At 32.6% G+C, this 14,224-nt stretch carries 12 protein-coding genes; 2 read left to right on the forward strand and 10 right to left on the reverse strand.

The features are described from left to right. Positions 1–7 precede the first annotated feature (7 nt). From AC4BC4_RS15605 to rsmG, 8 genes are all read right to left on the reverse strand, one after another. A complete protein-coding gene (locus AC4BC4_RS15605; protein ID WP_490476310.1) occupies positions 8–1,111 on the reverse strand; it encodes a tyrosine-type recombinase/integrase in 1,104 nt (367 codons plus the stop codon). Between the two features lie 373 nt (positions 1,112–1,484). Next, positions 1,485–2,696 carry a hypothetical protein gene (locus AC4BC4_RS15610; protein WP_490476311.1) on the reverse strand — a complete coding sequence of 404 codons (1,212 nt, stop codon included), beginning with the start codon at positions 2,694–2,696 and terminating at the stop codon, positions 1,485–1,487. Between the two features lie 600 nt (positions 2,697–3,296). Continuing rightward, positions 3,297–4,412, reverse strand: a complete 1,116-nt coding sequence (locus tag AC4BC4_RS15615) for a hypothetical protein (protein ID WP_438757818.1) — start codon at positions 4,410–4,412, stop codon at positions 3,297–3,299. 17 nt (positions 4,413–4,429) lie between these two features. Next, a complete protein-coding gene (locus AC4BC4_RS15620; RefSeq protein ID WP_490476312.1) occupies positions 4,430–5,191 on the reverse strand; it encodes a hypothetical protein in 762 nt (253 codons plus the stop codon). Positions 5,192–5,227: 36 nt separating this feature from the next. Then, positions 5,228–6,055 carry a helix-turn-helix domain-containing protein gene (locus AC4BC4_RS15625; RefSeq protein ID WP_490476313.1) on the reverse strand — a complete coding sequence of 276 codons (828 nt, stop codon included), beginning with the start codon at positions 6,053–6,055 and terminating at the stop codon, positions 5,228–5,230. 1,077 nt (positions 6,056–7,132) lie between these two features. Beyond that, complete coding sequence (locus tag AC4BC4_RS15630) at positions 7,133–8,026, reverse strand: ParB/RepB/Spo0J family partition protein (protein WP_438757815.1); 894 nt, start codon at positions 8,024–8,026, stop codon at positions 7,133–7,135. After that, the gene (locus AC4BC4_RS15635) at positions 8,019–8,780 is read right to left on the reverse strand and encodes a ParA family protein (RefSeq protein WP_438757814.1); all 762 of its coding nucleotides are present in this window, start codon (positions 8,778–8,780) and stop codon (positions 8,019–8,021) included. Before AC4BC4_RS15635 ends, AC4BC4_RS15630 begins: the two co-directional genes overlap by 8 nt. A gap of 15 nt (positions 8,781–8,795) precedes the next feature. Continuing rightward, complete coding sequence (gene rsmG / locus AC4BC4_RS15640) at positions 8,796–9,512, reverse strand: 16S rRNA (guanine(527)-N(7))-methyltransferase RsmG (RefSeq protein WP_490476314.1); 717 nt, start codon at positions 9,510–9,512, stop codon at positions 8,796–8,798. Positions 9,513–10,322: 810 nt separating this feature from the next. Here rsmG and AC4BC4_RS15645 point away from each other — a divergent pair. Then, positions 10,323–10,457 carry a DUF3850 domain-containing protein gene (locus AC4BC4_RS15645; protein ID WP_490477387.1) on the forward strand — a complete coding sequence of 45 codons (135 nt, stop codon included), beginning with the start codon at positions 10,323–10,325 and terminating at the stop codon, positions 10,455–10,457. A gap of 426 nt (positions 10,458–10,883) precedes the next feature. Here AC4BC4_RS15645 and AC4BC4_RS15650 read toward each other — a convergent pair whose 3' ends face one another. Both AC4BC4_RS15650 and AC4BC4_RS15655 read right to left on the reverse strand, forming a co-directional pair. Continuing rightward, the gene (locus AC4BC4_RS15650; protein WP_490476315.1) at positions 10,884–12,281 is read right to left on the reverse strand and encodes a M24 family metallopeptidase; all 1,398 of its coding nucleotides are present in this window, start codon (positions 12,279–12,281) and stop codon (positions 10,884–10,886) included. A 36-nt stretch (positions 12,282–12,317) separates the two neighbouring features. Next, on the reverse strand, positions 12,318–13,025 hold the full coding sequence (locus AC4BC4_RS15655; protein WP_490476316.1) for a GNAT family N-acetyltransferase: 708 nt from the start codon (positions 13,023–13,025) through the stop codon (positions 12,318–12,320). A gap of 248 nt (positions 13,026–13,273) precedes the next feature. On the opposite strand from AC4BC4_RS15655, the gene AC4BC4_RS15660 reads away from it, so the two are divergent. Further along, positions 13,274–14,008: a LytR/AlgR family response regulator transcription factor gene (locus tag AC4BC4_RS15660; RefSeq protein WP_490476317.1), complete on the forward strand. Its 735-nt coding sequence runs from the start codon at positions 13,274–13,276 to the stop codon at positions 14,006–14,008. Positions 14,009–14,224: the final 216 nt, after the last annotated feature.

Below are 14,224 nucleotides of genomic sequence, written 5' to 3' on the forward strand. Positions count from 1 at the left end.
TTTTAGATTAAATAAACTTAAGTTTTTCCACAAGCTGACGTTCTTCAGAAAAAAATGAATTTGTATAACAATCTAATGTCATTTTTGTCGAAGAGTGTCCTAATAACGAGCTTATTGTTGCAATATTTCCACCCGCTTCTAGGCAACGCGTAGCAAAAGTGTGTCTTAAAGAATGGAACGAAAATTTTTCTAATCCAATTTTTTTACGAATAATTTGAAAACGATAGGCAATCGTGCGAGGTTCCAGTGCTTTACGCTTGTTGGAAATAACGTAGTCGCTCGTTGACACCTTCTGAAGTTCCAACAAGTTTTTCTTTAAAGACTTATTGATTGGTATTTTTCGTTGTGAGTTGTCACTTTTAGGCGTGACTTCTATGATCTCCGTTTTTGGTCCAGCATTATCTTTTGCCTGAATTCTCAGCACTGTTCTATTAACACCTAGTGTGTTGTTTTCGAAATCTATATCTTCCCATTTTAACCCACATATCTCGCCAATTCGTAGTCCTGTCTGTAAAGCGAGCATAATAGAAAAAAATTTTTGATTTGTATTGATTTCTTTAACTAATTTGTCTTGGTCTTTAATAGACAAGGCTTTTACTGTTTTTCTTCTTGTTTTTGGAAGTTCCAAACCCATACATGGATTTTCTACCAGCAAATTTAAGGATATAGCCTTGCGTAAACAATTTTTCAATACTGAAAATATTGATCTGATTGAACTTGCTTTCAGTGTCTTATCCATCTTTCTAATTAAAGACTCAATGTCTGATCGTTTTAGTTTTTGTAATTTGATTGAACCGATTCTTGATAATACATGGACATCCATTTTATTCTTATAGCTAGCATATGTGCTACTTTTTACTTTTGGCCGAACGAATGTTGCTAACCAATAATTTGTCCAATCTAGTAATTTCCCTTCATAGGGAAGCAAGTTTTTACTATTACTTGTCTGTTTTTCATATTTCATCAAAATAAGTTGGTGCTTTACCTCTACGTACTTGTAGCCGTATATATAGCCATAATGAATTTTTCCATTTTGTTGTCTACCTTTTATGTATCGACCTTCCCAACGGCCATCCTTTCTTTTGTAGATATTTTCTCCTCTTCTTGCCATAATTAAGATCCTTTCTGAAATTTAATCTAAGAAAATAAAATTATTAGCCACCACTATGTTTTTTCAGACGTATAATCCCTTATTTAAAATTTGTATATTTAATTTTTCCCCATTTACTCTCTACCAAACTCAAACGAGACATTACAATACGTTTAATTTTATTAACTAAGTATGCAGTATATTCTTTTTTACTTAGTTTCAAAATTTCCCCTAAAAAAGAAAATTTTTGGAAGTGAGTTGTCTGTTATATTTGTTATGCAAATACTATTTATATAATATTAAAGATAACAGAAAGAGGTCTTATACATCTGAAACTTTTCTAGTTTCTTGTACACTACCCCTTTTCTTCAAAATAACCAGTGATCCATCCTTCTTATATCAGAGTATTGTTGCTCAATTTTAAGGATCTGATCAAAAAATCTTTTAATGCTATGTACCCTTCCAGTTTTACCAGTATTTCTTGCGAGCAATATATCCAGTAATTAAAAATTGTTGGACCTACAGCAATTTTTTCTACAAGTTTCATAAACTGACCTAACTCTTCGATAAGCTCTCTGCAGCTTAGCTCATCGGCAATGATAAGTTCATCATTTCCTTCCAACTCCAATAACATCCATAAATAATCGATAAATTCTACTTTCGTTTTTAAAGTTAAAAATTGTTTTTTTGGTATCATTCGTTTTTTTGGCAATTGTTTATTTTCGGTAAAATACATCAAAATGTCCATTTCAAGTTGAGATATTGGTTCTTTCAACGTCTTTGCTTTAATCTGGTCCGATTTTCCTTTGACCATCTTTTTTTGCAATCGATCTGATCGCCAAGTTTTCATTTTTAAATTGACTGGAAATTGTTTAGATCGATCCATACTATATTTACGTTCACGTTTTTTTTCTTTCCTTATGATCTCTTTCTTTATGCGTTTTGTTTTTGCTACTTTCATTGCTTGTTCTTCGTTCTCAGAATCGTTTTGGCTCTCTTTTATGTTATTTTCAGTTTGATTCATTTGCTCTTTAATCGTTTGACTCACCTTTATAAGGTCATTTTTTAGCAATTCTCCAGAATCTACAACGATTGATTCATTATTCATAAGACGATTTTCTAGACCATCCATCTTCTTAGCGAGCTGATCGAACTTTTCTAAAACAGCATGGATTTCTTCTGCTTTTTTCTTATGTTCAGCTTCTTTTTCCCGCTTAATCACATCATCATATGTTTCAATGAATTCTTTGGCACATTCTTTTAATCTCCACAGCTGTTTTATCTGTACTTCTTCGTAAAACCCGATGGTAAATGTTAATATGATATATGCCGTTGACGTATAAACGTTGATTCTTTTAATAGGCAATCCATCATTTTCTTCAGTCCACATTTCATATATTTTTTCTGCAACTAATTCGAGTTCCCTCAATGAGTGAACATCTTTTTTGAAAATCAATTTACAGGATAGATAGGCTTCCTGAGGTGTAAATAAGCGATTGTTAAAAAGTTCTACTCCTAGAAGTCTTGGATTAACTTTTTGATGGAGAATATATTTTTTTATTATTTTTTTTCCTTGTTTTTGGGTATTTTGTTCAGCTACGCTCATATCCTACAACTCCTAAAATCTTTATACTATATAGCCAATTTTCATGATTTAAGATGATTGATCAATTTCGGATAATCAATTTTATATTTAGAACCGCAACAACTGGTTTTATCTCTTTTTTGGTAAATAAGAAATATACTACCTAACCGGTGAAAATCATTTTAATATAAGACTCACTTCTTTTCCGAAGTTGTAATCTGATTTAAATGTTTCTAAAATTCTATTTTTATAGTGGTTTAGATTCTATAGAATTTTTTTTCCTTTTCTTATTTTCTTAAAATGAGCAGGAGAGTGCTCCATGGAATAGTAAAATCGTATGTATAAATTTGAATAAGAAAGTATCACCATTGTGAAGATCAATTGAAATAATAGATACTACTGGTTATTTTCACCTACTATTTTAATTGATCTTCTTTTTAATTTATTGATGTCTACATTTGATAATTTCGCTATATTAGTGAGATTTTTGTCTTATTTATCCCTGAGCAGATAGTTGAATTCATTATGTAGTACTGGACTGGAAAAGTGACTTCCCAATCCTTTTTGCGTCTTTAAACAAAAACAGATTATTCTTCATAGAAATCCAATAATAGGACTATTTTAATCCTCAATAATTGAATCCTCATGTAATACAACCTGTTCAAGTAAGTAATTTTCTCCCTGTATAAGATCAAAATAAGCCGCTTTATTCAATATGCTGTCATAATCCATCTTCATGATTCGAACATGAGGTTGACGAAACCAAGATTTCTTCTTGATTTTTATTCTTGATTCAATTAACTTACACTCGTCTAAAATCAAGTAAATTTCATTTGTAGAAACTGAATCCTTAAAGCTTCTTACCTGTTCTCTTTCGTAGGTCAATTGATTATCTGAAATCGTCATCTTTTCTGATTTTGTCATTAATTCTTTATTCATTATCCAAGACTGTTCTAAAAATTTAGCTTTTTGCATTAGTTGAGAATATTCTCTCAAGTCAACTTTTAATATATGATCCCAATTTTCATTTTCATCGCTATTAGATTGACTTAATTCTTTCATAGCTCTACTTAGATTTTGTCGCTCCATCTGATCAATTACAACTTCCAATTTCTTATTTGCCAGTCGCATCCTTTCTTTTGCATACCGTTCTCTACTGACCGCTTCCTCTATTTTTATTAAGTAATTTGCGTTAGGTACTGCAATTTCGGCTTCTTCTTCAGAGCTAAAATCAGACGCTTCAATAGGTTTAATAAACTTGGCTACGAGCTTTTCAATCTCACAAATAAATGATTCCAATACATCGTTATTCTCATAAAATAACTGCTGATCTAACGATTTTAATAAATTAACTATGAAAGGAAACCCAGTCTCTCTATATGCAATAGGCACAAAATCTATATAGTAAACGACACGATTGTCCTCTTTTTCTTTAGATCCGCCAATCCAAGCAATTTGAGGAAATGTATGAATCAGCTCATCTAGCAAAGCGGACCAGTCAAGATCTACAAGATCCAAGGTAATTTCTACATGTTTAAAAAAAGAAATTATGGTATGAAATTCTTCAAAATATTCTTCCACTTCTTTTTGAGGATAGGGAATTCTTTTATTCCTTTTTTGAAAAATCTCTTCGCAAATATAATAGATATCCCGCAACATATCATCATCAAAAAGACGTTCACCTACTGCTGGAGAAGCGGCTTGGTAGATGTCAACCATAATATTTTGATAAACCACTTCTTAGTCCCCTTCCCTTAATTTAGTGATTGGTTAGCTAGTCGGCTGGATTTTTTTAATAAATCTTCCATCAGCGCATTCGTTTCACTATGCAAACGAAGAATCCGTGTATGATAATTTTCAGCTTCCTGATTGATCATTTTTAACTCAATTGAAGCTTCTGAAACTGCTTTTTGGGTTTCATGTCTAGCTGCATCTACTGTTCGATCAGCTTCAATAGTTGCATGTTCAATGATTTGCTGAGCTTTTTCTTTCGCTTCCATTAAAACTTCTGCAATTTGATTTTTCATTTGATCTTGTTGCCGTAGTTGTTTTTCAGTCTCTGCATTTCTATTGCGTTCATCTAACAGTTGTTCGTCTAATTGGGCCCTCAACTCTTCTAATTGACTTACTTGACCTTCGAGTGAAAGGATTCTGTCTTTCGACTTAGATGAGCTTGTTAGACGCATTGTTAATTGATCGATTTCTTGCTGTTTGTTTCCAACTTCTGCTTTCAAGCGCTCAGCCATTGTTTTTTGACGCTGCATCTCTTTTTGAAATTGTTGATTTTCATTGTTTAAATGTGCAATTACTGCTGCTTGTTCTTGCTGTGTTTCTTTCTCTTTTTTTCTCATAGTATTTTCCAAACGCTCTCTTTTCGTTGAAGTATCTGGACGGCTTTTTTTAGGTGGCTCATAGGGTTCTTCTTCATACTCATCGTACTCGTCATATTCATCATAGTATTCTTCGTACTCACCATCATGATTGCTTTTTTTGCTTTTTTTAGTGAATATTGCCAATTTTTTCGCTTCCCTTCTTATCATATCCAGTTTAAATTAGACACTACCTACCAGTAGATCTTTAATCTTTTCGCCATTTTGTTCGTCTAGGGACACAAATTCTTGGTTCAAGTAATAGCCTATCCCTTTTTTATTTAGAATAAATGGATCAAAAATCGATGTTTTTTCCATTATTTTTTGCTTGATACGATTAATCAAATTACTCAACAATGCTTGTTTGTTTTTTTGATTAGCATTTGTCCAAATCGCTTCGCATAGTGCTTGACTTGAAAAAACTCTTTGATCAGATTCAATGAAATGTTCTAGTACTTGATGTTCTTTTTTAGTCAATGGAATCAGCCAGTTATCGATAATCAATGTACGGTCCTTTAATTGGAAAGAATACTGTTTCTTTACCTTGACTAAATTTGAAGTTGATGATGTATTTCGAGAAGCTCCTTCATTCTTTATAGAAGAATTTACTTCTCTTTCTTGATTATTTTTGCCAGAGCGGTTGGTAACATCCTCAAAAATAGTCGCCAATCTGCTGGCTAGATTCGTAACAGATATTGGATAGCGTACAAAACTCACATTAGCGTTATTCAGATACTTAGATTTGCTGCCCTGTTCCGATTCAAACGTCAACACAATAATTGGTTTGTTCAATAATGCTAAGTTATCTAAAAACGACTCCTTTAAACTGCTATACATAGACTGTTGATAGATAATGAGATCAAAATTTTGCAAAAAATAAAACTCTTTATCTTTTGGTTGCGTCAATATATCTTTTGAAACCATTATTTCATAATCCATATTTAATAAACTATTTTGTAATAGTCCATTAGCGCTTAGTGTATCGGTCAATATAATAATTTTTTTCCTCATAAAGAAAATCCTCCTCTTAATTTTTATATATAGTAAATTCCAACCATTTATTTTTTGATAAAATTCCTTGTACAGATAAATGTTATACAGAACTTTTAATGATGTACTACATAAAGCTGTACATATTAAAAATAGAAATTTCCTATTCTTATATAAAATAAGAAAAATGATTTTTCAAAGTTTGGTATACAAACATTTTTACTTTATCGTTGACGGTTAATCGACGGCCTATTAAAAAATAACTGAAAAATAATGAATTTTATAAAAATAAACGAATCAAAAAAAATCTATAACTTTAAAAAAAGGGTATTAACTGTTCTATTTGTTTTCATTCAGCATCACTTATATTACAACGACACTTGACTATTTTTTTCAGATCCTTGAGGAGAGTTCACATTTTTTAATGAATTTGAAAAAATACGGAAAATCATGATCTTTCCGAACTATTTATTAGTAAATTAACGATTTCATATAGACTATTTTTTCAACTATACGAAAGAAAACTAGCTGATTTTAACTATTATAGTTGACGGTTCATTTGACGGCTTAAGAAAATAAGTAAATTCATTGTACATTTCTATCTAGCATAAACTGCAAAAAAACAGGAACAGTCTACTTTAAATTTTTATAATAGCAAAGCTATTTTCACTGTATTTTCGTTATTTGATACCCTTATATGCTGTATAGGTTGTAATTTATATAAGTTAAATGTATTGTTATTTTCCATTCCTCATTGACATGCTTAAATTCTTTATTGTATACTCATAGTATAGGTTACTTAACTTGAGTATCTGAATAAACAAGATTCCTAAGGTTTAATTTAAACAATTATAGATTTTTCTTATTTTATATAAAAACAAGAAAAAATACGTTATTTTTACATATAAAGATTTTTATAAATACATAGGTGTCAAAAATATAGAATTATATAGAAAACAATAGATAGATGATGTAATTACTTTCTTAGTGCTATTGTGTTTATTGCCAAGATTTAAAAATCCATATACAAAAAAGCGTAATGTAAAACTACTGTCTAGTTTTACATTACGCTTTTTATTCAATTATTCATTTGATTAATCAAACTTCATCAAAATGAATCTCTAAAATATCTAAAATTCTAGCCAAATCTGACTGTGAAAGATACTCTATTTCAATTTTTCCTTTGCCTTCTTTTTCTTGAATCGCAACAGTTGTACCAAATTTATCCATTAAACGATCTTCGCTCTCACGAATGTAGTAAGGTTTATCTTTTGTATCCTTCTTTTCTTTTTTAGGCATTTTTTTGCCTTGATTCTCATTTAAATCATTGACGATTTGTTCTAGCTGACGAACTGTTAAGTTTTCTTTCACTACTCGTTTTGCTAATGTTAAAATCACGTCTTTGTCTTTTAACCCAAGTAGTGTTCTTGCTTGTCCCATTGATAAAATTTCGCCTTGAACCATTTCTTTGACTTGTGTCGGCAATGTTAATAGACGTAAATAATTCGCAATGTATGGACGGCTTTTTCCTAAACGCTCTGCGACTTCTACTTGTGTCAACTTCAAGTTTTTCATCAGCATATCATACGCTTCTGCTTCTTCTAGCGGATTAAGGTCTTCACGCTGCAAGTTTTCTAACACTGCGACTTGCATCATTGCTTCTTCATCGAATTCACGGACAATTGCCGGAATTGTTTCTTTATCTGCTAATTTTGATGCGCGAAAACGTCTTTCTCCTGCAATGATTTCGTATCCTTTAACAGCTGATTTTCTAACAATGATTGGCTGAAAAACACCTGATTGCTGAATTGAGTTTGCTAATTCCTGAAGGGATGCTTCGTCAAATGTTTTTCTTGGCTGATAAGGATTCGGACGGAGTTCATTTAATGGAACTTCAAGTACTTCTTCCTTTTGAACATCAACATCTTCCAGACTAGCAAAATCTTGAAACAATGCATCAATACCTCTACCTAAACCTTTTCCTTTACTCATTATCCAACACTTCCTTTGCTAGTGCTTGGTACACTTCGGCACCACGTGAACGAGGATCATAATCAATAATTGACAAACCATGACTTGGCGCTTCAGATAATCGAACATTTCTAGGAATAATCGTATCATATACTTTTTCACGAAAATACTTACGAACTTCTTCCACTACCTCAGCACCTAAATTAGTTCGCGCATCATACATAGTCAGTAATACACCTTCAATACGTAATTCAGGATTAAAATGCTTTTGAACTAAACGAATAGTGTTTAATAGCTGACTTAATCCTTCTAGTGCGTAGTATTCACATTGTACAGGAATCAAAATCGAATCGCTTGCTGTAAAAGCATTGATAGTCAAGTGTCCTAACGATGGCGGACAATCGATTAGAACAAAGTCATACATATCATTTATTTCTTCTATAGCTGCTTTTAAACGAGACTCCCTAGCCATCATTGATGTTAATTCAATTTCGGCTCCGGCAAGCTGGATGGTTGCTGGAACAATATCTAAATTTTCTCTAGATGTTTGCTGAATTACATTTTTGATTGGCTCTTCATTTACTAATACGTCATAAACATCTGTCGCAACATCTGGCTTACGGACACCGATACCGCTAGTTGCATTTCCTTGAGCATCAATATCGATCAGTAATACTTTCTTACCATAATAGGCAAGACACGCACCTAGATTCACAGTAGTGGTTGTCTTACCCACACCACCTTTTTGATTTGCTACAGAAATTATTCGTGCCATTTGTGTCCCTCCATCTTACTTGATTGGTTGTTTATTTGGTAATCCTGGTTTTCTTGGGTATTTTTTTGGTGTTTCTTTTTTCTTTTGAATCACTACAATATGTCGCTCGTCCTCTGTTATTGGCAACTCAAATGAAACTTCTTTTTGAAATTTACCACCTAAAGTTGCAATTGCTGGCTTTGCTTCAATAATTTCTTCTTCACTTTTAGCAGCTTTCAATGCTAAGAAAAAGCCTTCTTTCTTAACTAACGGTAAGCATAACTCACTCAAAACATTCAAACGCGCTACCGCACGAGCTGTTACGTAATCAAATGCTGCACGAAATTCTTCTTTTTGCCCAAACGTTTCCGCTCGATCATGATACAAAGAAACATCTTCTAACTTCAATTCGTTGACTAGCTCTGTTAAAAATGTGATTCGTTTATTCAATGAATCAACAATCGTTACTTGTAGTGTAGGGAAAACAATTTTTAACGGAATACTAGGAAATCCCGCACCGGCTCCTACATCACAAATCGATTTATTTGTTGAAAAATCTTCAAAAAATGCGAGCGAAATCGAATCGTAGAAATGTTTTAAATACACATCTGTTTCTTCGGTGATCGCAGTTAAGTTCATTTTTTCATTCCACTCAACAAGTAATTCAAAATAACGTACAAATTGTTCCATTTGTTTATCCGATAATTGGATCTCTTTTTGACTTAGTAAGTGTTTAAATTCTTCTGGTGTCATAGGCTTCCTTCCTTGCGTGAAACAGAAAATGTTTCACAATTCTCTTTTCTTACTTTAACGTAAATTAGTATAACTTGCAATGGTTTTAGTCGTATTTTAACTCCTATTAAATGTAGTTGGACTAGATCAGTATTTTTACATTTTCTAGTCTAAATAGTGTAAATGTATCTGAGTATGTACAAGTTCAATTGACGCACAATAAGCTGGTACTCGTGATAACAGAGGACCTAAAACCGTAGATGTAGTCATTACTAATTTATCTAAAAAACTTGCAAGATTTAGATTTTTTATTGATGAATTTAACTTTTTTGGCAATAGAACTTTTCAAAAATTTTGTAGAAGTAAATACTTGCCACCTACTAAGTATTACAGGTGTCTTTGCAGTAATAAGACCCGCTACTTCTGGAAATACATAGTTGATTTTAGCTTACAACGATAAAGATGGTAAGATGTTGGACTATTTATTTATACAAAAATAATTTTATTTATCTCGAATACAATTTCTAGTAAGTAAATAAAATAGAACCGCCTTTTTTTAAATGATTAGATCGATGAATTAAAAATAAGCTTATTCAGGTGTTTACATTAAACCTAGAGTAGAAGAATCATTAATATTACGATATACGACGGTTTTTGATATAGCAAAATAAAGGAGAGATAAATATAATGGAATCCATTTTTGCTGAAGATACAAGAAAGTGTGATGATTGTGGCTATGTGTAGAATAATGCATGTGTAGTCGGTTGCTACTGGGTTACTGATAATCTTTGCAGTCCATGTTTAGAGAATAGAGCGGATCACGATTTAAAGATTGCACCAGAATATCTTAAAGCTGTTATTCAAGGCTTGAAAAATTTTGAAATCAGGAGAAATGATAGGACTTTCAAAGTCGATGATATCGTAAATTTGAGAGAATTTGAAAAGGTGACGTATAGACGTATATAGGTAGAAAATTAGTTGAACAACTTTTATTCAAAACTAAAATACCAAATACTAAAATAGCAGAAATAGTGAATGTTCAATTTAATATCATGTTCCATCATTTCCCTCCTAGTATTAGTTTTTGGAACTCATGCATGTAGCTATCGATAACTTATAGGATGAGTAATGCTCTTGAAAAAGCTGCAGGATATGTTTCTATAGAATGTCGAAACATTGAAATCTAAAATTATTTTACAGAAAATAAAACAAATGTTTCACGTGTAACACTGTATTTTCAGGATAAAAGCAAGAGAAGAAGCTAATCTTAAGGAATCCGAATAAACGGTTGGAGCAGAAGCCACGCCTTCGAAACCCCGTTTCTCCATTTATTCGCATTTAAGGTGTGAAACAAAAGTGACTGCTCCTTTTGTCCCACACCCTTCTTTCTACTTACTCTTTCCCCCATAGAAAAGCTTGATCCTTTGCCAGATAAAATGGTCTTAAATACCCAACCGTGTTAGACATCGGAATAATATCTTCACTTAGATCAATCTGCAGTGTTTCTTTAATGTAATTTTTTCTTGTCATGATACGTTGCCATAGCTCTGGATAATCTTCTTGGATTTGTTGTTGTAATTTTTTATCTGCTAAGGCAACACATTCTTCCGCACTTACTCCTGTGTACCCTGCCACAGATGGAATAATATCAATTTGTAAAATCATGCCGCTCTTCAATCGTTCCACGGAGTCAGCATATATTGGTGAAGACATCCATTCTTCGTCTGATACTAAATGTCCTGGATTCAGATGCCAATGGTACTCCGCTTGAGGAAAAACTGTTTCAATCGTTTGGTAGAGCTCTTTGCCAGGCATTCCGATTTTTATTGTCTCTAACCAAGTTGCAACAGCTTGATAGTAAGGCTTGGCAACTCTCTCTAAGTAATCCTGCTGTGCCTCTGGTAACTGCGTCTGATTTTCTACCACAAATCCTGTTCGACTTGATAGACCACCTTTGAATGCAGTCGTTAAAGATAATGGATCTCCCAATTTTACTTGCTTATGTGTTGGATAGACATTCCCATATTCAAAACGTTGCCCTGTTGCAGCAATCGTTACAACGGTATTGGTTTGCCCTTCCCCAGTCAGGTCATTCCCTATGCTCGCTTCCGTTACACCGATTTCAACTGCATCCATCGCATTTAGCATACAGCTGGAAGACAGATTTGCGCCATACTCATAATGTGCAATTTCATTCGCATTATTCGTCGTACGTGCGCCCTTATCACCTCTAATAAATAGATGCGCTGCATTTTTAAGCACTGCTTGTTCTTTTTTACTTGTTAAAAGTGCTTGAATAATAAAATATGGTAAATCAAAATAAGCATCATTATCTGATTCCGTTGTCGTAAACATTTTCCAGCCAACAACGCCAATCTTATTTTTACTAGATAAACCAACATGTTCAAATATCTCTTCAAGTCTTGCTTCATTATCCATCGGTTGATTTGGTAAAGAAAACAGCGGTGAATGAATCAATTTATTGTCGATTCGGGAAACTTTCGCCATTTTCAGGTTCTCATTTCCAAGGATCAGTGTACATTCACCTGTAGCCTCTAATACAAGCAATCCTTCTTCAAACCGTGGAATAAACCCTGTTAAATATTCAAAGTTTCCTCCGTGCTCTTTGTCTGCATAGATTACTAAAGCGTCAAACCCTTCTGCTTTCATATTATCTAATACTTTTTGCTTTCGCTCATCCATCGTTTTATCGGTTAAAAAAGTTGGCGCCACATTTGTAAAAATCACTGGCTTAGAAATTTTTGTTAATTGAACTTCTGGCTTTTTCATTTCATTGAATTCCCTTCAAATAAATTATTTTTATACTTAAAACTCATCCAGACGTCTTTTTTGTTCACCATGTTCATTAAAATTGGAAAAAGATAACCAAGAGGCCATCCGAGCCTTTCTTTTTGGCCATTCACTTTCAATAATAGAAAACCAAGCAGTATCTCGATTACGTTCTTTATAAACTGTAGCATTACGAAAAATCCCTTCAAAAACAAAACCTAACCGCAACGCTGCATGTTTAGAAGGTTCATTTAACGCATCGCACTTCCATTCATAGCGTCGATAGCCTAATTCATCTAGCGCATAACAAGCTAAAAGATATTGTGCTTCTGTGGCTATTCTCGTCTTTTTCAATTGATCAGAATAAATAACAAAACCAACTTCAATTGTTCCATGATCTGCATCGATTCGCATCAAAGCCACTGTTCCGAGCGCTTTATCACTAATTTTATCAATAATTGCATAGTGAAAAGGATCTTGTGACTGACTAATTGAGGTGAGATACGCTGAAAACTCTATTTTATTCTCAAAAGATGTCATTGGTAAATAGGTCCAATTTTGGGGATTATTTTCTGGTCCATAAACATGATATAAGTCATCTAAATGCTTAATTGGATCGATTTTTTCTAATCGACAGTAACTACCTTCTAGAATTATTTTTTTCGGATAATTTCTTTTAACCCAATTGTTTACTGGATAGCCGATTGGTTGGTTGTATTGATTGCATTGAGTCTTTTCTTTCATCGCTTCCCCTCCTGTCTATTACTCTAGTGTAACAAAAATAGACGAAAAATTGTATAACCAGCGTTACTTACTTCCATTAAAATAAGCATTTATAGCAAATTTTCTAAAATAACGGATTTCAGTAAAATTTTTGAGAATTTCTACAATAAAAATATGATATGATTAGAATTGGTAAAAAAAGAAAGCAGAAAATTATAAATACTATATAAACATACATTTCGAATCTGAAACTCAAGGGAGATGAGACATTGAAGATTGCATTGTGTGATAACAACCAAAGAGAAATGGGAAAAATCGAAAAAATTATACATCTACATACTTCTCAAGAATGTGAATGTGATTTTTTTAGTAATGGGGAAAAGTTAGTTAGGCATCTCAAGAAAATTGATGAAAATTATACCATCTACTTCATTTCTATTGAGCTACATGAAATAGATGGCATTGCATTAGCGCAACAGATACGCAGTTTCGATTTAGATGCATTGATTATTTTTTTATCTAATGATATTCAACGCATGCCTGATGTATTCAAAGTCCACGCGTTTGATTATTTAGTGAAGCCAGTTTCTGATGACTGTCTACTAGAAACAATGGACCGAGCAAAAAATTATTTTAATACCATTGATGCTTACTTTGAGTTTTCTTTTAATCGAAAGTTTATTGTACTAACAATGAATGAAATCGTTTATATCGCTAAAAGCGGTCGTATCGCCTATATCCACACAACTGAAAAAATTTACAAAACATATTTGACAATGACTGAAATCCTAGACAAGTTAGATACAAATATATTTACTAGGATACATGGAAGTTATGTGGTGAACTTAAATTATATTGTTAAAATCATTAAAAATGAAGTATTTGTTACACATCTAGAAAATGAAGCGAGACAAAAAAGAACGACTGCTTTACCGATGAGTAGAACGTTTAAAGATGAACCAAAAAAAACATATACAGCATTTCTAAAAACAAGGAAATTATAATGGCTCTTTTTCAAATAGGACTGATAGGCTAGATCAATTGAAAATCAGAATAGAGGATTCACTCTTTTATTCTGATTTTTTTGTTATGTTATATCGATTAAGCCGTTGATCAGAAAAATGCGTATTTTCATTTTCTCAAATGAATTAAAGCCATAAGAAACGAGCTTAAGGGTTTTAATGGCCATACAACAAATACAATTGACAAACGAACAAGAA

Source organism: Enterococcus sp. AMC1086, assembly GCF_058216575.1.